A 26036-nucleotide genomic window follows, 5' to 3' on the forward strand; every position below is an offset into this window, starting at 1 on the left:
CCCTTCCGCGGGCGCCCCGGCGGTCAGCCCATGCTCTTGGAGCCGTCCAGCGACTCACGGATGATGTCGGCGTGGCCGGCGTGCTGGGCGGTCTCGGCGATGACGTGCAGCAGCGTCCTGCGGGCCGACCACCGCGCGTCGGACTCGAACCACGGAGCCTTCGGCAGGGGCCATGCGGCGTCGAGGTCGGGCAGGGCCGCGACCAGGTCGTCGGTCCGGGCGGCCACGTCGGCGTACTCGGCCAGCACACCGGCCAGCGTCTCACCGGGCAGCATCCGGAACTCGTCGGCCCGCCGGGCCCAGTCGTCCTCGGTCATGGCCGTGAAGTCCCCCATCGCCGAGGGGCCGTTCAGGATGAAGGCCACCCAGTTCCGCTCGACCGAGGTGACGTGCTTGATCAGACCGCCCAGGCAGAGCTCACTGGCGGTGGTCCGCAGCCCGGCCTGCTCGTCGGTGAGGTCGCGGGTGGTGAGGCGCAGGAAGTGCCGGTGCTTGGCCAGCGTCTCCAGCAGGTCGGCGCGCTCGCCGGTGACGGCCGGGGCTTCGGCCTGTTCCTGAGTGGCCCGTTCCTGGGTGACCGGTTCGTTCACAGTCATGATCTCCGCCTTCCGGGGTTCTTCCGTCGGTCGAGGACCACGCTAGGAGCCATTGAGGTCAGATCTTGTCCTAGAACGTGCGGAGGCGGTGGGCCGCATGAATCGGAAGGCTGTATTCCGTAACTGCGCGGAACCTTGCCAGTCCCTCGGGCGTGCCCCTACTGTCAACGACAGACCAAAAGAAAGCGCTTTCCCGCCGATGGGTCCGGCCCACCCCGCCCACCCTCATCGGTCTTGCTGTCATGCCCATGACATTCAGTCCGGCGCAACTCGGAGTACGAAAGGCGAGACGAGAATGAGACGATCAGTCGCCGTGCGACTCTCCGCTCTCCTGGCCACGGGCGCCCTCGCGGCGGCGACCGGTATGGCCCTGTCCACGTCCACGGCGTCCGCCGCCACCGGCGGCGTCACCGGCTACGCGACCCAGAACGGCGGGACCACCGGCGGTGCGGGCGGCCAGACGGTCCGCGCCACCACCGGCACCGCGATCCACCAGGCCCTGTGCGGCCGGGCCAGCAGTTCCACCCCGATCGTCATCCAGGTCGAGGGCACCATCAACCACGGCAACACCGCCAAGGTGTCGGGGGACAGCTGCAGCACCGCCGCCGGTGTCATCGAGCTCAAGCAGATCAGCAACGTCACGATCGTCGGTGTGGGCAACGGCGCCGTCTTCGACCAACTGGGCATCCACATCCGGGAGTCCAGCAACATCATCATCCAGAACGTGACGATCCGGAACGTCAAGAAGTCGGGCTCGCCCACGTCGAACGGCGGAGACGCCATCGGCATGGAAAGCGGTGTCCGCAACGTCTGGGTCGACCACACCACCCTGGAGGCGTCCGGCGGCGAGTCGGAGGGCTACGACGGCCTCTTCGACATGAAGGACAACACCCAGTACGTGACGCTGTCCTACAGCATCCTGCGCAACTCCGGCCGCGGCGGCCTCATCGGCTCCAGCGAGAGCGACACCTCGAACGGGTACGTCACGTTCCACCACAACCTGTACGAGAACATCGACTCCCGTACCCCCCTGCTGCGCGGCGGCGTCTCGCACATCTACAACAACCACTACAAGAACCTGAACGAGTCCGGCATCAACTCCCGTGCCGGAGCCCGCGCGAAGGTGGACAACAACTACTTCGAGGACTCCAAGGACGTCCTCGGCACCTTCTACACCGATCAGGCCGGCTACTGGCAGGTCAGCGGCAACATCTTCGACAACGTGACCTGGTCCGAGCGGGAGGGCGACAACAACCCCGCCGGCCCGAACCCGACGTCGAACACCTCGGTCAGCGTCCCGTACGCGTACACCCTCGACGCGGCCAACTGCGTGCCGAGCGTGGTGAGCCAGACGGCGGGCGCCAACAAGGGCCTGAAGGTCTCGGACGGCAGCTGCACCCCCCAGACCCCGGACCCGACCGACCCCGACCCGACGGACCCGGACCCCACCGACCCGGACCCGGACCCGACGGACCCGGACCCCACTGACCCGCCCACCGGCACCAACCTCAGCATCGGCGCGGGCGCCGACGGCTCCTCCAAGGCCTCCGGGACGAGCTACGGCAACGTCGTCGACGGCAGCACGAGTACGTACTGGTCGCCGTCCGGCTCGACCGGCTCCGTCTCGGTCAAGTGGGGCTCGGCCACCACGGTCTCCAAGATCAACATCCGGCAGGCGTCGGGCTCCGGCACGGTCGGCTCCTACCGTGTCCTGAACCACGACACGGGCGCCGTCCTGGCCTCCGGCAGCGGAACGGGCGTCATCAGCTTCTCCGCGACCTCCCTGAAGAAGATCACCTTCGAGATCACCAGTGCCTCGGGCACCCCGAGGATCGCCGAATTCGAGACGTACGCGAGCTGACGGGTACCGGGGGCCGCCCTCGCGGCGGCCCCCGGCCTCAGCCGGCGTGACGCGTCACGAAGCGGGCCCACGTCGCCGCCGTGAGGGTGAGACGGGGGCCGCGTCGGTGGTCCTGGAGTCCCGGACGTGGACGGAGTCGGGGGTCATCGCGACCTCGACGCAGTCGCTGGGATTGCCGCTGTCGCCGCAACCGCTCCTGAACCGGGTCGGTTCGACGTCGTCTCGGCCCGTGCCCTTGCGGTTCATGTCTCCCCGGCACTCGTTCGATGAAGGCCGGCGACTCCCGTGCGGTCAGCGCCTCGGCTCGGATGATGCCATGGCGCAGTCCGAGGATCCGGAGCTGTCGGGCATCGGTGACGGGGCGGCTGCCGAACTCGTCATCGGCCCGGCCCACCGCCGTGCCGTCCCCGAACTCGAGCACTTGGAGCCGCCCTCCCGTTTTGGGGGTGGTCTCCGCGGTCGGTCGGCATCACCTGAACCCCGACGTGCCGCAACTGCGCCGCCGACAGGTGTTCGAGCTGCCTGCGCAAAACCGTCATGCCCCCGACAGGACGTCCGAGGGGCGCCTCCTCCTGCACGAAACCCGACTCCGGGGTGGGACGCCGGTCGAAGACGACCCTACGGGCCGTCCGGGCGAAGACCGCCCTCTCCAACTCGTCCGCCTTCTCCAGGTGCTCGGACCGAGGAATCCGCTTCCCGCCCTCGATCTTGCGGACGAGGTTCTCCCCGTACCTCACCGTCGCCGCGAACCCGGCGACCCGCATTCCCGCGGCCTCCCGCCGCAGCTTCAACTGACGCCCCGCCGTGGTGACGGCGGCCACGCCCCACTCGTCGTCCGGGTCGACACCCCACCCCGGCTCGTCCGCTTCCGTCTCCGGCCCCGACCGCGTCCGCGCCCCGACCCCGAGCCGTACCGCCTCACCGTCCACCGGCATCCTCACCCGTCCCCTCCGCCGTACGTGTTGTATCGGCGAGGCGCCTCACGGCAGGCAGGAGGACGACGCCGAGTGAGGTGAACGAACCGGCAGCACGCCAATGGGTGACGCGAGTCCGTTCTTCCAGCCGCCGTGATGGACGAGCTTCTCCCCGGCCGGCGCACGGCGTTGTCACAGACGTCGTCGTGGACCGGGCGGAGTTCCCTGAACTGCGTCGGCGTGGCGGTGACCTGTACATTCCGGATGCGGGACCGGCCGCACCACCCGGCGTGACGTCACCTTCCAGGGCTCGTGACCCCTCACCCTGTTGAAAAAGGTGAACACCCGGCGGATAGATGTACCCCGCGTGCTCAAATGAGCAGAATGTGAACACCGAGGGCCGGAATGCCCTCGTTTTCCGAAAAGGCACATGCCCCTGGCGGTGCGCGGGGACCCTGCCCCACGACGTGGCGCAGGCGGGCACAACCTCCTGCGGATTCCGGCGCCGTGAACCACCGCACTACTTGACGGGACGCCACCCGGTGACCGATGTCAGCGATGTGGAACGCATTGCGGTGGTCGATCGAGCGGGAGCGGCGGTCCATGAGCCATGCCGTTATCGCGATGCGGCGACCGTCATCCTCATCCTCACCGGCCGACCGCTGATCGCTCACCGGGGCGAGACGGAGCCCTGCCCCGGACCCGCTCGGGCCGGGAACAGGGCTCCGTCCACTCGCCGGTGTCCGGCCTCACGTGGGCCCTGAGCGCTTGCCGGCCTCGTCCTTGAGGCTGCGGCCGGAGTCCTTGGCCTGGTCGGTGACCTGGCCGGCCTGGTCGCGGGCCTCGTCCTGAGTGGTGCGGGCCGCCTGCTGCGCGGTGTCCTTCACCTCCGCGGCCGCGCTCTGCGCGGCCTCCTTGGCGTCCTCCTTCAAGTGCTGCGCGGACTCGGTGGCGGCCTGCTTGACCGGCTCCAGCGCCTCGGCGCCGCGCTCCATCAGCTCGGACGCCTTCTGCTGCTCCTTCTCGGAGGCGGGCACCATCGAGGCGGCCAGCAGGCCGACGCCGAAGGCGACCAGACCGGCGGCGATCGGGTTGCCCTGCGTCTGGCGGCGGGCCATCTCGGGCGTCTGCTGGACGGCCTCTCCCGCCTGACCGGCGACCTCGCGCGCCGAGTCGGCGACGCGTCCGGTGCCCTCCTGCACCGAACCGGCCGCCGAACCCGCCGCCGACTGCACCGAACCGGCCGCCGACCGCGCGGTGTCGGCCACTCCGTGCGCCGTGTGCGAGGCGGTGCCCATGACGCGGTCACGGACGCCCGACACCGTGCGGCGCATCCTCGCCTTGCGGCGGCGGGCCATGCGGCGCGGGCTGGCCCGGTCGGCGAGCCGGTCCACGTCCGCGGACAGCTGGTTGCGGGTGGCCGCTATCTCGGCCCTCATTTGGTCGGGTGACGTGCCCATTCCGCGTCCTCCTTCAGAGTCTGGACGGTGCGCTCGGGCTTCGGCGAGACGGTGCGCATCTGCGCGCGGCCCTTCTGGTACAGCACGGCCGCGGCGACGGCCCACAGCGCGGCGATGATCAGCGCGGCCCAGCCGTCGTCCATCACGTTGGCCAGACCGAACATGGCCGCCAGCGACAGGAACAGCAGGACCATGTAACCGGCGAAGCCGGCACCGCCGTACATGCCGGCCGCCTTGCCCGCCTTGCTGCCCTCCTCCTTGATCTCGGCCTTGGCCAGCTCCACCTCCTGACGGAAGAGGACCTGGAGGTCGGAGGTCACCCGGGACAGCAGCTCACCAGCGGACCGCTCTCCTTCGTACGGCTCGGCCGAGCGGGCCCGGGACAGCGGTGACATCGTGGCCATCTCACGCCTCCGGGAACGGGCGGCCCGGCGTGCCGAGGCTCGGCGGAGCGGGCGGTGCGGTTCCCGGCGGGGGAGCGACCGGCAGGGCCTCGGAGGCCGGGGCCGCGGTGACCCGCCGCTGACCGTCCCCGTCCCCGCCGGCCCGGGACGCCGTCTGCGTCACCTTCGCCAGGCGTCCGACGGCCAGTCCGGCCAGCAGCGCGCCGCCGAGGAAGGCACCGGGGCGGCGCCGGGCGAAGCCCTGGAGGTCGGCGACGAGGCCCTCGACCCCCTGCCGCTCCAGATAGTCGGCCGCCCGCTGCCCCCTGTCGCCGGCCCGGGCCGCCAGGCCCCGGGCGGGCGAGTCGTGCTCGGCGTGCGCGGCCAGGTTCGAGAAGTCGTTCGCCCACTGCCGCAGCGTGCCGGCCGCCCGCTTCGTCTGCCCGTCGGCCTCGTCGATCGCGCGGGTGCGCAGGTCCTCGATGACCGTGCCGGCCTGCTGCCGCGCCTCACCCACGACGGTCCGGGCCTGTTCCGCCGCGGTCCCCGCCACCTGGCCGGCGGCCTGCCTGGCCTGCCCGGCCGTCGCGGAGGTCTCTGCCTTGACCTTGTCTCCGGTGCTCCCGGATCCGGTTCGTACGGACTCACTCATCGGCGACTTCCCCTCATCGGATGTGTGCGTACGGCCCGTGCCCGGTGACCCGGCGCGGGCCGTGACCCGCGTTCCGGGCCGCACACGTGGCCGTCCGTCTCAGCCCGAGTGGCCATTTGTGATGGTTTGACACGCCATGAGGGAAACCTGTGCCACGCCGTGTCGTGTCGTGGGGCGAGAGTGACGGGCCGCTCGCGGGCCACTCCCGCCGCGCCTGCCCGATGAGCGGGCCGTACCGTGCGGGTACGGATCCGAGGCGCGCCGTCGTCCGCGCCGACGACGGTGGCCGAGGAGCGTGCGGGGGACGCTACAGATCGTCGGGCAGGAGCCGGAACGCGGGGTGCGCGGTGAGTGGCCGGATGGCGCGGAAGTCCTTCCGGTCGAGCGTGAGCACGGAGTCCGTCGCGTACTCGCGGGCCATGACCGCGATCACCGAGTCGGTCAGGTCGAGCGCGAGTTCCCGGTACCTGCGCTGAACGTGCCTGGCGTCCGCGAGGAGATCGGCGTGCGCGTCACCGAGGACGTAGCGCCCCGTCCTGGCCTGTGCCACGAGTGAGTCCACGACCTGCCCTGCGGCATCCTTGTTGAACCGGCGGCTCAACAGGTGGTCCAGTTCGGCGAGGACGAGTTGGGGGATCACCAGAAGGCCGGCCGTGTCCATCACGTGACGGGCGGTCTTGTGCTCGGGGCAAGCGTGATCGACGGAGGCGATGACCCCCGACGTGTCGGCGATGACGATCACTTATGAGGCCTCGTTCCAGCGGCCGAAGCCCGTCTCGCCCAGTATCTCGTCACCTCGCTCCGCGAAGGTGGGGTCGCCGCTGTCGAAGACGGGAAGCCCCACGGGCTCGTCCCAGACACGATTGCGGGCGATGGCCAGGCGGACGCCCTCACGAATCAGTTCGGCTTCGCTGATCCCTCTCCGCGCAGCCGTGTCCTTGAGGTCGTGGAGATCGTCTTCCTCGAGATAGACCGTCGTTCGCTTGAGGCCCATGACTGTATGGTACTCCCGCCATACATTGCCCTACGCCTCTGTCTGATCCCCCAGCAGCTTGTGCAGCGGCTCCGTGGCCCGCCTGCGGTACTCCTGGACCGCCCAGCCGTTGCCGTCCGGGTCCGTGAAGTACATGAAGGTGGCGCCGTCGGCGTCGGCGTACCGGACCGGTTCGGAGACGTCCAGGCCGCGGGCGGTCAGTTCCGCGTGGGCCGCCCCGATGTCGGCGACGCAGAGCTGGAGCCCCCGGTAGGAGCCGGGGGCCGGGGCGGACCCGGGGGTCATCTTCCAGATGCTGTCGCCGAGTGCGATCGAGCAGCCGGAGCCGGGCGGGGTCAGCTGCACGATGCGCATGCCCGGCATGACCTCCTGGTCGATGTCGACGTGGAAGCCGACCTTGTCACGGTAGAAGTCCCTGGCGCGGTCGATGTCGCTCACCGGGAGGGGGATCACTTCGAGGGTCATGTCCATGGAACAGCGACTCCTTCGTCGGCGGTCGGCCCGGCGTCAGGCGAACCGCCACCTGGTCTGGCTGAACGGCTTCCCCTTACCGAAGCCGAACACGGTCCGCGGCGCCACCGAGAACACGACAGCGTGTCCCGGACCGTGGTGGAAGCACCCGTCCCGGACCTCGAAGTGCCAGAAGCCGCCGTACTTCGCCTCCCACGCCGCCGCCAGCTCGCGCAGCCGCGCGTCGTCGGTGACCCCGCCTCGCCCTCCACCACCACGTCGTAGCCCTCGTTCCAGGTGTTGGTGCCGGTCGTCAGCACGACGTGCGGGTTCTCCGCCAGGTTGCGGGCCTTGCGCTCGTCCGGGCCGGTGCAGAAGTGCAGGGCGCCGGCCGACCAGACGGCCGGGAGCGGGGTGACGTGGGGACGGCCGTCGGGGCGGACCGTGGAGATCCAGAACAGTTCCGCCTCGGCGAGCAGCCGCTCCGTCCGCGGCCAGGGCGGCGCACCGGCCGCCGGGTCGCTGTAGCGCGGGTCGAGGCGGGTCTCGGGGATGTCGCTCATGGGACCTCCAGCGCCGGTCGGCCGTACGTGCCGTCTCCCCATCAGACCCCGTCCGCTCCCGGAACTCATCGCAGGCCGCCCCGGGGCCGCGGGCCCGTACTCCGGATAGGCTCATGGCCGTACGACCCTGATCCGAGGCATGTGCACCAGGCACAGGCACGAGGCACGAGGGAGGCCGGGGATGACGTCGGCGCCGGGGCGCAGGAGCAGTACCTTCACGCGACTGCTGCGGCACGGCTTCACCGATCCGTCCGCCGCCGAGCGGCTGCTCGACAGCGCCGGACTCGCGCTCGTGCGCAACGACCCCGTGCTGCTGGACGCCCTCGGCGCCACCGCCGACCCCGACCTCGCGCTCCAGGGACTGGTACGGCTGCTGGAGGCGCAGGGCGGGGCCACCGCCCGCCAGGAACTGCTGGACACGCTGATAGCCGCCAAGCCGCTGCGGGACCGGCTGCTCGGGGTGCTCGGCGCGTCCGAGGCGCTCGCCGACCACCTGGCCCGGCACCCGAGCGACTGGCAGGCCCTCGTCACCTACGAGCCGCGCGACCTCCACCCGGGCCTCGAGGAGTTCGAGCGGGGTCTCGCCGGGGCCACCGACCCGGTCTCGCTCCGCGTCGCCTACCGGCGCTGCCTGCTGTCCATCGCCGCCCGTGACGTCTGCGGCACGATCGAGGTCGCCCAGACCGCCGCCGAGCTCGCCGACCTCGCCACCGCCACCCTGCGCGCCGCCCTCGCCCTCGCCCGGGCCGCCGCGCCCGAGGACGCCGCCCTGTGCCGGCTCGCGGTGATCGCGATGGGCAAGTGCGGCGGACACGAGCTGAACTACGTCTCCGACGTCGACGTCATCTTCGTCGGCGAGGCGGTGGACGGCGCCGACGAGGACAAGGCGCTGCGCGCCGCGACCCGGCTCGCCTCGCACCTGATGCGGATCTGCTCCGAGACCACCGTCGAGGGCTCCATCTGGCCCGTCGACGCCAATCTGCGCCCCGAGGGCCGCAACGGGCCGCTGGTGCGCACCCTCGCCTCCCACCTCGCCTACTACCAGCGCTGGGCCAAGACCTGGGAGTTCCAGGCGCTGCTCAAGGCCCGCCCGGTCGCCGGCGACGCCGCGCTCGGCGAGGAGTACGTCGCCGCGCTCCAGCCGCTGGTGTGGCAGGCCGCCGAGCGGGAGAACTTCGTCGCCGACGTGCAGAAGATGCGCCGCCGGGTGGTGGAGAACATCCCCGCCGCCGAGATCGACCGCCAGCTGAAGCTCGGCCCGGGCGGCCTGCGGGACGTCGAGTTCGCGGTGCAGCTGCTCCAGCTGGTGCACGGCCGCTCCGACGCCTCGCTGCGCAGCGGCACCACCCTCGACGCGCTGAAGGCCCTCGCCGCCGGGGGCTACGTCGGCCGCGCGGACGCCGCCCAGCTCGACGACGCCTACCGCTTCCTGCGCTCCCTGGAGCACCGCATCCAGCTCCACCGGCTGCGCCGCACCCACCTCGTCCCCGAGGACGAGGCCGACCTGCGCCGCCTGGGCCGCTCCCTGGACCTGCGCACCGACCCGGTCGCCACCCTGACCCGGGAGTGGAAGCGGCACGCCTCCGTCGTACGGCGGCTGCACGAGAAGCTGTTCTACCGGCCGCTGCTGGACGCCGTCGCCGCGCTCGCCCCCGGCGAGGCCCGGCTCAGCGCCGAGGCCGCGCGGGAACGGCTGATCGCGCTCGGGTACGCCGATCCGGCCGCCGCGCTGCGCCACCTGGAGGCGCTGGCGTCCGGCGTCACCCGCAAGGCCGCCATCCAGCGCACCCTGCTGCCCGTGCTGCTCGGCTGGTTCGCGGACTCCGCCGACCCGGACGCCGGTCTGCTCACCTTCCGCAAGGTCTCCGACGCGCTCGGCAAGACGCCCTGGTACCTGCGGCTGCTGCGCGACGAGGGCGCCGCCGCCGAGAACCTGGCCCGCGTGCTGTCCGCCGGGCGGCTCGCCCCCGACCTGCTGATGCGTGCCCCCGAGGCGGTGGCGCTGCTCGGCGACGGCGGCGGCGGACTCGAGCCGCGCCCGCGCGCCCATCTGGAGCAGGAGATGCTCGCCGCCGTCCGCCGCGCCGACAACGCCGTCCAGGGCGTCACGGCCGCCCGCGGGGTGCGCCGCCGCGAGCTGTTCCGCACGTCCGCCGCCGACATCGTCGGCTCCTACGGCACCGAGTCGCAGCCCGCCGAGGCCGACCAGGGCGCCCTGGTGGACCTGGTGGGCGGCGCGGTGTCCGACCTGACCGCCGCGACCCTCTCGGGCACGCTCCGCGCGGTGGTCCGCGAGGGCTGGGGGGACACCCTCCCCACCCGGTTCGCGATCATCGGCATGGGCCGCTTCGGCGGGCACGAGCTGGGCTACGGCTCCGACGCGGACGTCCTGTTCGTGCACGAACCGCGCGACGGCGTGGACGAGCGGGAGGCCGCCGAGGCCGCGGGCAAGGTGGTCGCCGAGATGCGCCGCCTGCTGCAGGTCCCCAGCGCCGACCCGCCGCTGCTCATCGACGCCGACCTGCGCCCGGAGGGCAAGTCCGGCCCGCTGGTGCGCACGCTCGCGTCGTACGAGGCGTACTACCGCCGCTGGTCGCTGGTGTGGGAGCGGCACGCGCTGCTGCGCGCCGAGCACGTCGCCGGGGACGAGGACCTGGGCCGCCGCTTCACCGAGCTGATCGACCCGCTGCGCTACCCGGCCGGCGGACTCGACGAGGAGGCCGTCCGCGAGATCCGGCGGCTGAAGGCCCGCATGGAGTCCGAGCGGCTGCCGCGCGGCGCCGACCCCAAGCTGCACGCCAAGCTCGGGCCGGGCGGGCTGTCCGACGTGGAGTGGACCGTGCAGCTGCTCCAGCTGCGGCACGGGGCGGAGGTGCCGGGCCTGCGCACGACCCGCACGCGGCAGGCGCTGACCGCCGCCCGCGCTGCCGGGCTGATCTCCGAGGAGGACGCCGCCACCCTCGACGAGGCCTGGGTGCTCGCCACCCGCGTGCGCAACGCGGTGATGCTGGTCCGGGGCCGGGCCGGGGACACCTTCCCCACCGTGCCCCGCGAGCTGGGCGCCGTCGGCCGCTACCTGGGCTACGGCCCCGGTCACGCCGGCGACATGCTCGACGCGTACCGGCGCACGGCACGGCGGGCGCGGGGCGTGGTGGAGGAGCTGTTCTACGGGGGGTCGTGACCCCGGGTCATCCCTGCTTCGGCACCGGGATCCGGGCCGGCCCCCGTTCCTCCCGTCCGCCCGGCTGTCTCGGCAGGGCGTACGGCTGCCGGCCGTACCAGACCAGGGCGACGCCGTAGCCGAAGGCCAGGCAGAGGACGCCGCCCACCGCGTCCAGCCAGAAGTGGTTGGCGGTGGCGACGATGACCACCAGCGTGGCCGCCGGGTACACCAGGCCCAGCACCCGCACCCACGGGACGGTGGCCAGCGCGAAGATCGTCAGACCGGACCAGACCGACCAGCCGATGTGCATCGACGGCATCGCGGCGTACTGGTTCGACATGTTCTTCAGGTCACCGGAGGCCATCGAGCCCCACGTCTGGTGGACCAGGACGGTGTCGATGAAGTCCTGGCCGTTCATCAGCCGGGGCGGGGCGAGCGGATACAGGTAGTAGCCGACGAGGGCGATGCCCGTGGTGGTGAAGAGGACCAGGCGGGTCGCCGCGTAGCGGCCGGGATGACCACGGTAGAGCCACACCAGGACACCCAGCGTCACCACGAAGTGCAGGGTGGCGTAGTAGTAGTTCATGCCGACGATGAGCCAAGTCACCGAGTTCACGGCATGGTTGACGGACTCCTCGACGGCGAGGCCCAGCTGCTGCTCGAGCCGCCAGATCCAGTCGGCGTTGCGCAGCGCCTCGGACCGCTGTTCCGGCACGGCGTTGCGCACGAGCGAGTACGTCCAGTAACTCACCGCGATCAGCAGGATCTCGAACCACAGCCGGGGCCGGCGCGGTACGCGCAGACGGCGCAGGCGGCCCGGCCCCGTCTCCTCCGCGACGGGGCGCGCTGCGGCCTCTTCCCGGCCTTCCAGCGTTGTCACCGTCGTGTCACCCATGGGCCAGAGTCTGCCAGAAAAGACCCTCCGGTCAGATCATCCCCCGGTCGGGCCCGCCCCGCACGTGCTCCCCCGACGGCAGGCCCGCCGCTTCCTCCTGTGGCAGTGCGCCGGAGGCCCTACTCTCCGCCTTGAGGACGATTCCGGTCCCCAGGGGCCGAAGCGGTCGAACCGCGCACCACCAGTTCCGGCATGAACACGAACTCGCTGTGCGGCGCGGGCGTCCCGCCGATCTCCTCCAGCAGCGTGCGCACCGCGGCCTGGCCCATCGCCGGGACCGGCTTGCGGACCGTGGTCAGCGGCGGGTCGGTGAAGGCGATCAGCGGGGAGTCGTCGAAGCCGACCACCGAGATGTCCTTGGGCACGTCCAGACCGCGCTGCCGGGCCGCCCGTATCGCGCCCAGCGCCATCATGTCGCTCGCGCACACCACCGCCGTGCAGTCGCGGTCCATCAGCGCGGTGGCGGCGGCCTGGCCGCCCTCCAGCGTGTACAGCGAGTGCTGGACCAGCTCCGTCTCGACCGTCTCGGCGCTCAGCCCCAGTTGCTCCTGCACGGTGCGGACGAAGCCCTCGATCTTGCGCTGCACCGGCACGAACCGCTTCGGCCCGAGCGCCAGCCCGATGCGGGTGTGGCCGAGGGAGGCGAGGTGGGTGACGGCGAGCGCCATCGCGGCCCGGTCGTCGGGGGAGATGAACGGCGCCTGCACCTTCGGCGAGAAACCGTCCACGAGCACGAACGGCACGCCCTGCGCCCGCAGCCGCTCGTAGCGCTGCGTGTCGGCGGTGGTGTCGGCGTGCAGCCCGGAGACGTAGATGATGCCGGCCACGCCGCGGTCCACGAGCATCTCGGTGAGCTCGTCCTCCGTCGACCCGCCCGGGGTCTGGGTGGCGAGCACCGGCGTGTAGCCCTGGCGGGTCAGCGCCTGCCCGATGACCTGGGCCAGCGCCGGGAAGATCGGGTTCTCCAGCTCCGGGGTGATCAGACCGACCAGGCCCTCGCTGCGCTGCCGCAGCCGCACCGGACGCTCGTAGCCGAGGACGTCGAGGGCGGCGAGCACGGACTGGCGGGTGGTGGCGGCGACGCCTGGCTTGCCGTTGAGGACGCGGCTGACGGTCGCCTCGCTCACCCCCGCCTGAGCAGCGATATCGGCAAGGCGTGTGGTCACAGGAGTGGACTGTAGCCGCCGGTTCTCCCCTTGCACACCGATCGGACGCCTGGTGCGCGCGGCGCGCGCCGTCGAACGGCCCGCTGCGGGCTGCTGGGTCATCGCGGTCCTCAAGTCGTGGTCGGCGTCCGGTCCGCAAGGGATGATTCCCCCGGCGGCAACGGATGGCAAGTGCTTGCAGAGTCTTGCACAACAGTCCGAACCCCTGCCGTACGGGCGGAAACCCGGGTAGCCGAGCGGTCGAGAACAGGTCACGGCGACATAACTCTCCGCGTCGCTTGCAAAACTTTTCTGCAAGGTCTTTCGAAACGGTTCCATCGCTGTTACGTTCACGTCGCCCGGCGGCGGCAACGGCGCGGTCGGCAAGTTCGCAGGACGGCAGACGGGGCCGCACCTGCGGGGCCCTGTCGTCACATTCCCGTCTGCCTCGCGACGCCTGGCACGCACGCTCGCAGCGTTGCCGAAACGCCCACGTGGCTCCGCCACGAGGGCGCTCCGGCGCCTTGCGATCGCACGCACCGGACGCCGCGAGGCCCGCCCTTCGGGCGGACGACGCGAACGTGACGACAGGGCCCACCACACGGGCTTAACCCTCAAGGAGAACCTCATGCGGCGTGGCATAGCGGCCACCGCGCTGGTGGCGTCCCTCGCCCTCGCGGCGACGGCCTGCGGCGGAGACAGCGACAGCGGCGACTCGGCCGGCGGACCGGTCACCATCACCTGGTGGGACACCTCCAACGCGACCAACGAGGCGCCGACCTACCAGGCCCTGGTCAAGGAGTTCGAGGCCGCCAACAAGGACATCAAGGTCGAGTTCGTCAACGTCCCCTTCGACCAGGCGCAGAACAAGTTCGACACCGCCGCCGGTTCCAAGGGCGCCCCCGACGTGCTGCGCTCCGAGGTCGGCTGGACCCCCGCCTTCGCCAAGAAGGGCTTCTTCCTGCCGCTGGACGGCACCGAGGCCCTCGCCGAGCAGGACCAGTTCAAGCCCAACCTGATCGAGCAGGCCAAGTACGAGGGCAAGACCTACGGCGTCCCCTTCACCACGGACACCCTCGCCTTCGTCTACAACAAGGAGATCTTCGAGAAGGCCGGCGTCGAGGCCCCCAAGACCTGGGACGACCTGAAGAAGGCCGCCGCCACCATCAAGGACAAGACCGGCGTCGACGGCTACTGGGGCTCCACCGCGGGCTACTACGCCCAGCCGTTCCTGTACGGCGAGGGCACCGACATGGTCGACGCCGGCGCCAAGAAGATCACCGTGAAGTCGGCCGAGGCCGAGAAGGCCTACGGCACCTGGCTGGACCTCTTCGACGGCAAGGGCCTGCACAAGGCCGACGTGACCGCCGACGCCTACGCCCACATCCAGGACGCGTTCGTCAACGGCAAGGTCGCCTCGATCGTCCAGGGCCCGTGGGAGATCACCAACTTCTACAAGGGCTCCGCCTTCAAGGACAAGAACAACCTCGGCATCGCCACCGTCCCGGCCGGCTCCACCGGCAAGGCGGGCGCCCCGACCGGCGGCCACAACCTCTCCGTCTACGCCGGCTCCAGCAAGGACAAGCAGGAGGCCGCGCTGAAGTTCGTGAAGTTCATGACCTCGGCCAAGGCGCAGGAGACCATCGCGCTGAAGAACTCCACGCTGCCCACGCGCGACGACGCCTACACCGACAAGGTCAAGGCCGACCCGGGCATCGCCGGCTACCAGACGGTCCTCTCCGCCGCGCAGCCGCGCCCGGCCCTGCCCGAGTACAGCTCGCTGTGGGGTCCGCTGGACGACGAGCTCCCGCAGATCGCGAGCGGCAAGGAGTCCCTGGACAAGGGCCTGGGCGACGCGGAGACCGCGATCGCCAAGCTGGTGCCGGACTTCAGCAAGTAACGCCCGTGTGGCCGCCGGACCCGCTTCCCGCCGGGGGGAGGGTCCGGCGGCCGCCGGCCCGTGTGCCGTACCCCTTGATCATCCAGAAGGTGCCGAACCATGACAGTCGCCATCGACCGCGCGACCGGCAAGCGCCGCGGTGACCGCGCGCCCCGCCCCGGGCCGGTCAGCCGCCTGAAGCGCAGTTTCCAGAAGCACTGGTACGCCTACGCCATGATCGCGCCGGTGGCCCTCGTGCTCGGCGTCATCGTGCTGTACCCCCTGGCGTACGGCTTCTACCTCACCCTCACCGACGCGGACAGCCTGAACTCGGCCCGCACCATCGGCGTCAACGAGATCGAGGCCACCTACAAGTTCATCGGCATCGACAACTACGCCGACATCCTGTGGGGCGAGACGGCCTACGACCGCTTCTGGTCCAAGTTCATCTGGACGATCGTGTGGACGGCCGCCTGCGTCGGCCTGCACTACGGCATCGGCCTGGGCCTGGCCCTGCTGCTCAACCAGAAGCTGCGCGGCCGCACCCTCTACCGGCTGGTCCTCATCCTGCCGTGGGCCGTGCCGACCTTCGTCACCGTCTTCGGCTGGCGCTTCATGCTCGCCGACGCCGGCATCATCAACACCGCCCTGGACTCCCTCGGCCTGCCCACGCCCGCGTGGCTGGAGGACACCTTCTGGCAGCGGTTCGCCGCGATCATGGTCAACACCTGGTGCGGTGTGCCGTTCATGATGGTCTCCCTGCTCGGCGGCCTGCAGTCCATCGACGCCAGCCTGTACGAGGCGGCCGAGATGGACGGCGCGAGCGCCTGGCAGCGGTTCCGCCACGTCACCCTGCCCGGCCTGCGCTCGGTCAGCTCCACCGTGGTCCTGCTCGGCGTCATCTGGACCTTCAACCAGTTCGCCGTCATCTTCCTGCTGTTCGGCAACACCGCCCCGGAGGCACAGATCCTCGTGACCTGGGCCTACCAGCTCGGCTTCGGACAGCAGCCGCGCGAATTCGCCGAGTCCGCGGCCTACGGCATGCTGCTGCTGGCCATCCTGGTCGTCTTCACCTCCTTCTACCGCCGCTGGCTGAACCGCAATGAGCAGCAGCTCGCGATCTGAGGCAGGAGTCCCCATGAGCACATCCACCGTCACCCCCACTGCTCCGGCGGACCGGCCTGTCGACAAGGAGCCCGCGCCCCGCAGGACGCGCCGACGCGGCGAGAGCGGCCCCCTGGCACGCCTCACCACGCACGGCGTGCTGACCGTGGCCAGCCTGATCGCGCTGTTCCCGGTCGCCTGGCTGGTCTTCCTCTCCCTCGGCCCCGACAAGGACGACTATCTGCGCCCCGGCGGCATCTGGGGCAAGATGACGCTCGACAACTACACGTTCGTCCTGCAGAACACGAACTTCTTCGACTGGCTGAAGAGCTCGCTGATCGTCTCGCTCGGCACCACGGTCATCGGCGTCCTGGTCGCCGCCACCACCGGCTACGCGGTCTCCCGCATGCGCTTCCCCGGTTACCGGAAGTTCATGTGGGTGCTGCTGCTCACCCAGATGTTCCCGGTGGCCGTCCTGATGGTCCCGATGTACCAGATCCTCTCGGACCTGCAGCTCGTCGACAGCTACCTTGGACTCATCCTCGTCTACTGCACGACGGCGGTGCCGTACTGCGCCTGGCTGATGAAGGGCTATTTCGACACCATCCCGTTCGAGATCGACGAGGCTGGACGCGTCGACGGGCTGACCCCCTTCGGCACGTTCGCACGGCTGATCCTGCCGCTCTCCAAGCCGGGGCTGGCGGTCGCCGCGTTCTACAGCTTCATCACCGCGTTCGGCGAGGTCGCCTTCGCCACGACGTTCATGCTCGACGACGAGAAGTACACCCTCGCCGTCGGTCTGCAGAGCTTCGTCAGCGAGCACGACGCACAGCGCAACCTCATGGCCGCCACCGCGGTCCTGATCGCGATACCGGTCTCCGTGTTCTTCTACCTCGTGCAGAAGAACCTGGTGGCCGGCCTCACCGCCGGCGGCACGAAGGGCTGATCCCCTCCGTGGAACGACTCCCGCGCGCCTGACTCGCGCGGGTAGGCGGCCGCGGGTGTCCATCCGACCCCGCTGACCCCCGCGGCCGCCTCGTCTCCCCGCCGCACCCCACTCGCCTTCCCGACCGAACTCGCATCAAGGACGACATGAGCCAGCAGCACTCCGCCGCCCCGGCCCCGACCCCCACGACCGACTCGGCCGTCGCCACCGTCGCACGGCGCCGCGACTGGTGGCGGGACGCGGTGATCTACCAGGTGTACCCGCGCAGCTTCGCCGACAGCAACGGCGACGGCATGGGCGACCTGGAAGGCATCCGCTCCCGCCTGCCGTACCTGCGCGACCTCGGCGTGGACGCCGTGTGGCTCAGCCCCTTCTACGCCTCCCCGCAGGCCGACGCCGGCTACGACGTCGCCGACTACCGCGCCGTCGACCCCATGTTCGGCACCCTCCTCGACGCGGACGCGCTGATCCGCGACGCCCACGGCCTCGGCCTCAGGATCATCGTCGACCTGGTCCCGAACCACTCCTCCGACCAGCACGAATGGTTCAAGCGCGCCCTCGCCGAGGGCCCCGGCTCGCCCTCCCGCGACCGCTACCACTTCCGCCCCGGCAAGGGCGAGAACGGCGAGCTGCCGCCCAACGACTGGGAGTCGATCTTCGGCGGCCCGGCCTGGACCCGCGTCACCGAGCCCGACGGCACCCCCGGCGAGTGGTACCTGCACCTGTTCGCGCCCGAGCAGCCCGACTTCAACTGGGAGCACCCGGCCGTCGGCGACGAGTTCCGCTCCATCCTCCGCTTCTGGCTGGACATGGGCGTGGACGGCTTCCGCATCGACGTCGCCCACGGCATGGTGAAGGCGGAAGGCCTTCCCGACCTTGGATCCCATGAGCAGTTGAAGCTGCTGGGCAACGATGTCATGCCGTTCTTCGACCAGGACGGCGTCCACGACATCTACCGCCAGTGGCGGCTCATCCTCGACGAGTACAGCGGTGAGCGCATCTTCGTCGCGGAGGCCTGGACCCCGACCGTCGAGCGCACCGCGAACTACGTCCGCCCCGACGAACTGCACCAGGCGTTCAACTTCCAGTACCTGGGCACCCACTGGGACGCGTCGGAACTGCGCGAGGTCATCGACCGCACCCTGGACGCCATGCGCCCGGTCGGCGCCCCCGCCACCTGGGTGCTGTCCAACCACGACGTCACCCGGCACGCCACCCGCTTCGCCAACCCGGCCGGCCTCGGCACCCAGATCCGTCTGGCCGGCGACCGCGAACTGGGTCTGCGCCGGGCGCGCGCGGCGACCCTGCTGATGCTGGCGCTGCCCGGCTCGGCGTACGTCTACCAGGGCGAGGAGCTCGGTCTGCCGGACGTCGTCGACCTGCCGGACGAGGTGCGCCAGGACCCGGCGTACTTCCGGGGCGCGGGCCAGGACGGCTTCCGCGACGGCTGCCGCGTCCCGATCCCGTGGACCCGTGAGGGCTCCTCGTACGGCTTCGGCGACGGCGGCAGCTGGCTGCCGCAGCCGGCGAGCTGGGGCGGACTGAGCGTCGAGGCGCAGACCGGCGACCCCGGCTCGACCCTGGAGCTGTACCGGTCCGCGCTCGCCGTGCGCCGGGACCAGGCCGACCTGGGCGCGGGCGACGCGGTGGAGTGGCTGCGCGCCCCCGAGGGCGTCCTCGCCTTCCGGCGCGGCGACTTCGTGTGCGTCGCCAACACCACGGGGGAGTCGGTGACCACCCCGTCGTACGGCCGTGTCCTGCTCGCCAGCGGTGAGGTGGAGGAGACGGCCGGCGAGGCGAAGGTGCCGGCGGACACCACCGTGTGGTGGACCGCGGGCTGACGTTCGGCTCGCAACTTTTTTCATTCAAGTTGGTACGGCCCGCTGCCCTTTCCGGTGGCGGGCCTCTAACATCTGCGTTGCCGCAAGGTTGCTGAAGTTTTCTGCAAGAAGCTTCAAGTGATGTGAGCGGTATCCCCACACCCTTCGATGAAGAAGGTAACCCCACATGGCACGCAGAATCATCGCCGGGATGGCCGCCCTCGCGGCCGCCTCGGTTGTCATGGCCCCGACTGGGGCGCAGGCGTCCCCGCCCGGCAGCAAGGACGTCACCGCAGTCCTCTTCGAGTGGAACTTCGCCTCGGTCGCCCGTGAGTGCACCACCACCCTCGGCCCCGCCGGATACGGATACGTCCAGGTCTCCCCGCCCGCCGAGCACATACAGGGCGCGCAGTGGTGGACGTCGTACCAGCCGGTGAGCTACAAGATCGCCGGGCGGCTCGGTGACCGCGCCGCGTTCAAGAACATGGTCGACACGTGTCACGCGGCCGGCGTGAAGGTCGTCGCCGACACGGTCATCAACCACATGTCCGCGGGCAACGGCACCGGCACCGGCGGCTCGTCGTACACCAAGTACAACTACCCCGGTCTGTACTCCTCGTACGACTTCGACAACTGCACCGCGCAGATCAGCAACTACGGCGACCGCGGGAACGTCCAGAACTGCGAACTGGTCGGCCTCGCCGACCTCGACACCGGTGAGGAGTACGTCCGCAAGACCGTCGCCGGGTACATGAACGACCTGCTGTCGCTGGGTGTGGACGGCTTCCGCATCGACGCGGCCAAGCACATGCCGGCCGCCGACCTCGCCAACATCAAGTCCCGCCTGACCAACCCCTCCGTGTACTGGAAGCAGGAGGTCATCTACGGCGCCGGTGAGGCCGTCCAGCCCACCGAGTACACCGGCAACGGGGACGTCCAGGAGTTCCGGTACGCCTACGACCTCAAGCGGGTCTTCAACAACGAGAACCTCGCCTACCTGAAGAACTACGGCGAGGGCTGGGGCTACATGGGCAGCGGTGTCTCGGGCGTCTTCGTCGACAACCACGACACCGAGCGCAACGGCTCCACCCTGAACTACAAGGACGGCGCCACCTACACCCTGGCCAACGTCTTCATGCTGGCCTGGCCCTACGGCGCCCCGGACATCAACTCCGGGTACGAGTTCTCCGACCACGACGCCGGACCGCCGAACGGCGGGCGGGTCGACGCCTGCTGGCAGAGCGGCTGGAAGTGCCAGCACGCCTGGCCGGAGATCAAGTCCATGGTCGCCTTCCGCAACGCCACCCGGGGCCAGGCGGTGACCGACTGGTGGGACAACGGCGGCGACGCGATCGCCTTCGGCCGGGGCGGCAAGGGCTTCGTGGCCGTCAACCACGAGTCCGGCTCCCTGACCCGCACCTACCAGACCTCCCTCCCCGCAGGGACGTACTGCAACGTCCAGAACAACACCACGGTGACGGTGAACGGTTCCGGGCAGCTGACCGCCACCCTGGGCGCCCACACGGCCCTCGCGGTGTACGCCGGCAAGTCGTCCTGCTGAAGACGCGCGGGCCGCGCCGCCGTTCACGGGGCGGCGGCGCGGCCCGCGTCCGTATGCAAGTCCTTACCGTTACTTTCACAACCCTTGCTGTAAAGCTTTCAACGGCGGTACGGTCACGCCGACGCTCCGGTGACGTGGCCGAAACAGGCCGTGCCGCGGCGTGTGGGGTCGGACCCGAAATGAGCCGTAAGCGCAAGGAGTTCTCGCCTTGATACCCAGATGGCCCGCGCCCCCGGGGCGCCGCACCGCACGCGGCGGACGCGTCGCCGCCGTCACCGTGGCCGCGCTCGCCGCCGCCCTGGTGCAGCCGGTCGCCGCCAGTGCCGCGACCCCGCCCGCGCCGCCCTCGGACGCGAAGCTCGCCGAGTCGCCCGCGCGGCACGAGCTGACCCGCGAGCAGTTCTACTTCGTCCTGCCGGACCGCTTCGCCAACGGCGACGCGAAGAACGACCGCGGCGGGCTCACCGGCTCCCGCCTCACCACCGGGTACGACCCCACCGACAAGGGCTTCTACCAGGGTGGCGACCTCAAGGGCCTGACGAAGAGGCTCGACTACATCAAGGGGCTCGGCACCACCGCCATCTGGATGGCGCCCATCTTCAAGAACCAGCCCGTGCAGGGGACCGGCAAGGACGCCTCCGCCGGTTACCACGGTTACTGGATCACCGACTTCACCCAGGTCGACCCGCACTTCGGCACCAACGAGGACCTCGAGACCCTCATCGACAAGGCCCACGACAAGGGCATGAAGGTCTTCTTCGACGTCATCACCAACCACACCGCCGACGTCGTCGACTACGAGGAGAAGTCCTACGGCTACCTCTCCAAGGGCGCCTTCCCGTACCTGACGAAGGACGGCGAGCCCTTCGACGACGCCGACTACGCCGACGGCTCGCGGAAGTTCCCGCGCGTCGACTCCGGCTCCTTCCCGCGCACCCCGGTCGTGCCCGAGGCGAAGGAGGACCTCAAGGTCCCGTCCTGGCTCAACGACCCGGACATGTACCACAACCGCGGCGACTCCACCTTCGCAGGCGAGTCCGCCGAGTACGGCGACTTCTCCGGCCTCGACGACCTGTGGACCGAGCGTCCCGAGGTCGTCGACGGCATGGAGAAGATCTACCAGCGGTGGGTGAGGGACTTCGACATCGACGGCTTCCGGATCGACACCGTGAAGCACGTCAACATGGAGTTCTGGACCCAGTGGGCCACCGCCCTGGACGCCTACGCGGCCAAGAAGGGCCGCGACGACTTCTTCATGTTCGGCGAGGTGTACTCCGCCGACACCGACGTCACCGCCCCGTACGTCACCCGGGGCCGCCTGGACGCCACGCTCGACTTCCCCTTCCAGGAGGCGGCACGGCAGTACGCCTCCCAGGGCGGCAGCGCGAAGAAGCTCGCCTCGGTCTTCGGCGACGACTACAAGTACGCCACCGACAAGGCCAACGCCTACGAGCAGGTCACCTTCCTCGGCAACCACGACATGGGCCGCTTCGGGACGTTCCTGACGCAGGACAACCCGGAGGCGTCCGACGCGGAGCTGCTGAAGAAGGACATGCTCGCCAACGAGCTGATGTTCCTCAGCCGCGGCAACCCGGTCGTCTACTACGGCGACGAGCAGGGCTTCACCGGCGCCGGCGGCGACAAGGACGCCCGCCAGACCCTGTTCGCCTCCCGCACGGCCGACTACCTCGACGACGACCTGATCGGCAGCGACCGCACCCACGCCGAGGACGCCTACGACACGCGCGCACCGCTCTACCGGCAGATCAGCGCTCTCGCGAAGCTCCGCAAGGCCCACCCGGCGCTCACGGACGGCATCCAGCAGGAGCGGTACGCGGCCGACGGCGCGGGCGTCTACGCCTTCTCCCGCACCGGCACGGGCAAGGACACCACCGAGTACGTCGTCGCCTTCAACAACGCCGGCGAGGCGAAGCAGGCCACCTTCGCGACCGGCTCCGCCCGGATGACGTACAAGGGCCTCCACGGCGCCGACGCCTCCGTCACCAGCGACGCCGACAAGAAGATCACCGTCACCGTCCCGGCCGGCTCGGCGATCGTCCTCAAGGCCTCCGGCCCGCTCGCCGAGCCGGCCGCGAAGCCCACGGTCACCCTCAAGGCCCCCGAGGCGGGCGCCACCGGCACCGTCGAGGTCACCGCCGACATCGACGGCGGTCAGCTCAACCGGGTCGTCTTCGCCGCCCAGACCGGCGACGGGAAGTGGCGGACCCTCGGCTCCGCCGACCACGCCCCCTACCAGGTCACCCACACCATCGGCGAGGACGTCCCCGTCGGTACCGCCCTGCGCTACAAGGCCGTCGTGATCGACTCGGCCGGCCGCACCGCGAGCGCCCTGGCCGCCTCCACCACCGGCACCCCGCCCGTCGAGGAGCCGCCCACCGCCGCCTCCCGCGACTACGCGATCGTCCACTACAAGCGCACGGACGGCGACTACGACGACTGGGGCCTGTACGCCTGGGGCGACCTGGCGGACGGCGAGGCCACCGAGTGGCCGGACAGCCACCCCTTCACCGGCCGCGACGCCTACGGCGCCTTCGCCTACGTCAAGCTCAAGCCGGGCGCGTCCGACCTCGGCTTCCTCGTCATCGACAAGGACGGGAACAAGGACGTCGCCACCGACCGCACGATCGACCTCACCAGGACCGGCGAGATCTGGATCGAGCAGGGCAAGGAGACCGTCACCACCGAACGGCCCGAGTACCCGGCCCAGGACAGGACCAAGGCGGTGCTGCACTACCACCGCGCCGACGGGAACTACGACGGCTGGGGCCTGCACACCTGGACCGGCGCCGCGAACCCCACCGACTGGTCGAACCCCCTGGAGCCGGTGAAGACTGATGCCTATGGCGCTGTCTTCGAGGTGCCGCTCGCCGAGGGTGCCACCAGCCTCAGCTACATCCTCCACAAGGGCGACGAGAAGGACCTCCCGTCCGACCAGTCGCTCGACCTCAAGGCCGACGGCCACGAGGTGTGGCTGTTGAACGGCCGGCAGAAGTACCTGCTGCCGCAGCCGGCCGGCTCCGCGGCCGCCCTCGACCTGGCCACCTCCAAGGCGGTCTGGATCGACCGGGACACCGTCGTCTGGGACGGCTCCGAGGCCGCCGCCTCCACCCAGCTCCTCGCCTCCCGCACCGGTTCCATCAAGGTGCAGGACTCCGCGCTGACCGGCGAGGACGCGCGCTGGATCCGGCTGACGAGCGCGACGCTCACCGATGCCCAGAAGGCGGCCTTCCCGCACCTGAAGGACGGCACCGCCTGGTCCGTCGACCCGCGCGACCGGGACCGGGTGCGCGAGGCCCTGCGCGGCCAGGTCGTCGCCTCCCAGCGCGCCGCCGACGGCGCCGTGCTCGCGGCGACCGGCGTGCAGATCGCGGGCGTCCTCGACGACCTCTACGCGGACGGCGCCACGAAGGCGGACCTCGGCCCGACCTTCCACCACGGCCGCCCCACCCTCTCCGTGTGGGCGCCGACCGCGCAGGACGTCTCCCTGGAGATCGGCGACCGCACCGTCCGGATGCGCCGCGACGACGCCACCGGCGTCTGGTCCGTCACCGGCCCGCGCTCCTGGAAGGGCGAGGAGTACCGGTACGAGGTGAAGGTGTGGGCGCCCGGCGCCCGCGAGGTCGTCACCAACAAGGTCACCGACCCCTACGCGGTCGCCCTGACCACCGACTCCGAGCGCAGCCTCGTCGTCGACCTCGGCGACCGGTCCCTGAAGCCGCGCGAGTGGTCGACGTACGACAAGCCGAAGGCCGTGCCGCTGAAGGACGCCCAGATCCAGGAGCTGCACATCCGCGACTTCTCCGTGGCGGACCGCACGGCGGAGAACCCCGGCACCTACCTCGCCTTCACCGACAAGGACAGCGACGGCAGCAGGCACCTGCGTGAGCTGGCGCAGGCCGGCACCTCGTACGTGCACCTGCTGCCCGCGTTCGACATCGCCACCATCCCCGAGAAGAAGTCCGACCAGGCGACCGTCGACTGCGACCTCGCCTCCTACCCGGCCGACTCCGGCAAGCAGCAGGAGTGCGTGGCGAAGGCGGCCGCCAAGGACGCCTACAACTGGGGCTACGACCCGTACCACTACACGGTCCCCGAGGGCTCCTACGCCACCGACCCGGACGGCACCGCCCGCACCGTCGAGTTCCGGAAGATGGTCAAGGCGCTCAACGAGGACGGCCTCCGAGTCGTGATGGACGTCGTCTACAACCACACCGCCGCGAGCGGCCAGGCGAAGACGAGCGTCCTCGACCGGATCGTCCCCGGCTACTACCAGCGGCTCCTCGCCGACGGCTCGGTCGCGAACAGCACCTGCTGCGCCAACACGGCCACCGAGAACGCCATGATGGGCAAGCTCGTCGTCGACTCGGTCGTCACCTGGGCCAAGGAGTACAAGGTCGACGGCTTCCGCTTCGACCTCATGGGCCACCACCCGAAGGCCAACATCCTCGCCGTCCGCGAGGCCCTCGACGCGCTGACCCCCGAGAAGGACGGCGTCGACGGCAAGAAGATCATCCTGTACGGCGAGGGCTGGAACTTCGGCGAGATCGCCGACGACGCCCGCTTCGAACAGGCCACCCAGAAGAACATGGCCGGCACCGGCATCGCCACCTTCTCCGACCGGGCCCGCGACGCCGTGCGCGGCGGCGGCCCCTTCGACGAGGACCCCGGCGTGCAGGGCTTCGCCTCCGGCCTCTACACCGACCCCAACTCCTCGGCGGACAACGGCACCGAGGCCGAGCAGAAGGCCCGCCTGCTGCACTACCAGGACCTGATCAAGGTGGGCCTGAGCGGCAACCTCGCCGACTACACCTTCACCGACACCAGCGGCAAGGAGGTCAAGGGCTCCCAGGTCGACTACAACGGCGCCCCCGCCGGATACGCGGCCGCGCCCGGCGACGCCCTCGCCTACGCGGACGCGCACGACAACGAGACGCTGTTCGACGCGCTCGCCTTCAAGCTGCCGAAGGACACCCCGGCCGCGGACCGGGCCCGCATGCAGGTCCTCGCCATGGCGACGGCCACCCTCTCGCAGGGCCCGGCCCTCTCCCAGGCGGGCACCGACCTGCTGCGCTCCAAGTCCCTGGACCGCAACTCCTACGACAGCGGCGACTGGTTCAACGCCATCCACTGGAACTGCGCGGACGGCAACGGCTTCGGCCGCGGTCTGCCGCCGGCCGCCGACAACGAGGCCAAGTGGTCCTACGCCAAGCCGCTGCTCGGCGCGGTCGAGGTCGGCTGCCCGCAGATCGAGGGCACCTCGGCCGCGTACCGGGACCTGCTGAGCATCCGTACGACGGAGAAGGCCTTCTCCCTCGACACGGCCGCGCAGGTGCAGTCGGCGCTCTCCTTCCCGCTCTCCGGGAAGGACGAGACGCCCGGCGTGATCACGATGACCCTCGGTGACCTGGTCGTGGTCTTCAACGCCACGCCCGAGGAGCAGGAGCAGCGGGTCGCCGCGCTCGCCGGGACCGGCTACCGGCTGCACCCGGTGCAGGCGGCGGGCGGCGACGCGGTCGTGAAGACCTCGGCGTACGCGAAGGGGTCCGGCACGTTCACCGTCCCGGCGCGCACGGTCGCCGTGTTCACCACCGCCGGCTGACCCCGCAAGGAGCTGCGGCTAGTGTGAGCC

18 protein-coding genes and 2 pseudogenes are annotated in these 26036 nt (G+C 70.7%); 8 read left to right on the forward strand and 12 right to left on the reverse strand.

Annotated features, from left to right (window positions below):
- Positions 1-23: 23 nt before the first annotated feature.
- Positions 24-596: a DinB family protein gene (locus AB0A94_RS06480; RefSeq protein WP_361739680.1), complete on the reverse strand. Its 573-nt coding sequence runs from the start codon at positions 594-596 to the stop codon at positions 24-26.
- A gap of 295 nt (positions 597-891) precedes the next feature.
- Between AB0A94_RS06480 and AB0A94_RS06485 the strand changes: the two genes are divergently transcribed.
- Positions 892-2457, forward strand: coding sequence for a polysaccharide lyase family 1 protein (locus tag AB0A94_RS06485; protein ID WP_361739683.1), 1566 nt, complete (start codon positions 892-894; stop codon positions 2455-2457).
- A gap of 54 nt (positions 2458-2511) precedes the next feature.
- Here the strand turns inward: AB0A94_RS06485 and AB0A94_RS06490 are convergent, their stop codons facing one another.
- The 9 genes and pseudogenes from AB0A94_RS06490 to AB0A94_RS06530 form a co-directional block, all read right to left on the reverse strand.
- On the reverse strand, positions 2512-2703 hold the full coding sequence (locus AB0A94_RS06490) for a DUF397 domain-containing protein (RefSeq protein ID WP_361739938.1): 192 nt from the start codon (positions 2701-2703) through the stop codon (positions 2512-2514).
- A 4-nt stretch (positions 2704-2707) separates the two neighbouring features.
- A pseudogene (locus AB0A94_RS06495) lies at positions 2708-3392 on the reverse strand (Scr1 family TA system antitoxin-like transcriptional regulator); the annotation flags it as partial.
- A 728-nt stretch (positions 3393-4120) separates the two neighbouring features.
- Positions 4121-4831, reverse strand: coding sequence for a DUF3618 domain-containing protein (locus AB0A94_RS06500; RefSeq protein WP_361739686.1), 711 nt, complete (start codon positions 4829-4831; stop codon positions 4121-4123).
- On the reverse strand, positions 4807-5235 hold the full coding sequence (locus AB0A94_RS06505; protein WP_217136761.1) for a phage holin family protein: 429 nt from the start codon (positions 5233-5235) through the stop codon (positions 4807-4809). Before AB0A94_RS06505 ends, AB0A94_RS06500 begins: the two co-directional genes overlap by 25 nt.
- A gap of 1 nt (position 5236) precedes the next feature.
- The gene (locus tag AB0A94_RS06510) at positions 5237-5866 is read right to left on the reverse strand and encodes a hypothetical protein (protein WP_361739690.1); all 630 of its coding nucleotides are present in this window, start codon (positions 5864-5866) and stop codon (positions 5237-5239) included.
- Between the two features lie 307 nt (positions 5867-6173).
- Positions 6174-6608, reverse strand: coding sequence for a PIN domain-containing protein (locus AB0A94_RS06515; RefSeq protein WP_361739692.1), 435 nt, complete (start codon positions 6606-6608; stop codon positions 6174-6176).
- Complete coding sequence (locus AB0A94_RS06520) at positions 6609-6860, reverse strand: CopG family transcriptional regulator (protein WP_361739695.1); 252 nt, start codon at positions 6858-6860, stop codon at positions 6609-6611. It lies immediately after the preceding gene.
- A 30-nt stretch (positions 6861-6890) separates the two neighbouring features.
- On the reverse strand, positions 6891-7331 hold the full coding sequence (locus AB0A94_RS06525) for a VOC family protein (protein ID WP_361739698.1): 441 nt from the start codon (positions 7329-7331) through the stop codon (positions 6891-6893).
- Between the two features lie 36 nt (positions 7332-7367).
- Positions 7368-7873, reverse strand: a pseudogene (locus AB0A94_RS06530) (pyridoxamine 5'-phosphate oxidase family protein).
- Positions 7874-8054: 181 nt separating this feature from the next.
- On the opposite strand from AB0A94_RS06530, the gene AB0A94_RS06535 reads away from it, so the two are divergent.
- The gene (locus AB0A94_RS06535; RefSeq protein WP_361739700.1) at positions 8055-11054 is read left to right on the forward strand and encodes a bifunctional [glutamine synthetase] adenylyltransferase/[glutamine synthetase]-adenylyl-L-tyrosine phosphorylase; all 3000 of its coding nucleotides are present in this window, start codon (positions 8055-8057) and stop codon (positions 11052-11054) included.
- A 7-nt stretch (positions 11055-11061) separates the two neighbouring features.
- On the opposite strand, the gene AB0A94_RS06540 is transcribed toward AB0A94_RS06535, so the two are convergent.
- Both AB0A94_RS06540 and AB0A94_RS06545 read right to left on the reverse strand, forming a co-directional pair.
- Positions 11062-11931: a phosphatase PAP2 family protein gene (locus AB0A94_RS06540; RefSeq protein WP_361739703.1), complete on the reverse strand. Its 870-nt coding sequence runs from the start codon at positions 11929-11931 to the stop codon at positions 11062-11064.
- Between the two features lie 119 nt (positions 11932-12050).
- A complete protein-coding gene (locus AB0A94_RS06545; protein WP_361739706.1) occupies positions 12051-13097 on the reverse strand; it encodes a LacI family DNA-binding transcriptional regulator in 1047 nt (348 codons plus the stop codon).
- Between the two features lie 607 nt (positions 13098-13704).
- Here AB0A94_RS06545 and AB0A94_RS06550 point away from each other — a divergent pair.
- The 6 genes from AB0A94_RS06550 to pulA all read left to right on the forward strand — a co-directional run bounded on the left by AB0A94_RS06550 (position 13705) and on the right by pulA (position 26006).
- On the forward strand, positions 13705-14976 hold the full coding sequence (locus AB0A94_RS06550; protein WP_361739709.1) for an extracellular solute-binding protein: 1272 nt from the start codon (positions 13705-13707) through the stop codon (positions 14974-14976).
- Positions 14977-15075: 99 nt separating this feature from the next.
- Positions 15076-16080 carry a sugar ABC transporter permease gene (locus AB0A94_RS06555; protein WP_361739712.1) on the forward strand — a complete coding sequence of 335 codons (1005 nt, stop codon included), beginning with the start codon at positions 15076-15078 and terminating at the stop codon, positions 16078-16080.
- A 13-nt stretch (positions 16081-16093) separates the two neighbouring features.
- Positions 16094-17005, forward strand: coding sequence for a sugar ABC transporter permease (locus AB0A94_RS06560; protein ID WP_361739715.1), 912 nt, complete (start codon positions 16094-16096; stop codon positions 17003-17005).
- A 146-nt stretch (positions 17006-17151) separates the two neighbouring features.
- Complete coding sequence (locus tag AB0A94_RS06565; protein WP_361739718.1) at positions 17152-18846, forward strand: glycoside hydrolase family 13 protein; 1695 nt, start codon at positions 17152-17154, stop codon at positions 18844-18846.
- A gap of 166 nt (positions 18847-19012) precedes the next feature.
- Positions 19013-20386 carry an alpha-amylase family protein gene (locus tag AB0A94_RS06570; RefSeq protein WP_361739721.1) on the forward strand — a complete coding sequence of 458 codons (1374 nt, stop codon included), beginning with the start codon at positions 19013-19015 and terminating at the stop codon, positions 20384-20386.
- Positions 20387-20594: 208 nt separating this feature from the next.
- On the forward strand, positions 20595-26006 hold the full coding sequence (pulA, locus tag AB0A94_RS06575; protein ID WP_361739723.1) for a pullulanase-type alpha-1,6-glucosidase: 5412 nt from the start codon (positions 20595-20597) through the stop codon (positions 26004-26006).
- Positions 26007-26036: the final 30 nt, after the last annotated feature.

The sequence above is a fragment of the Streptomyces sp. NPDC044984 genome (genome assembly GCF_040646935.1).
Classification (GTDB): Bacteria; Actinomycetota; Actinomycetes; order Streptomycetales; family Streptomycetaceae; genus Streptomyces.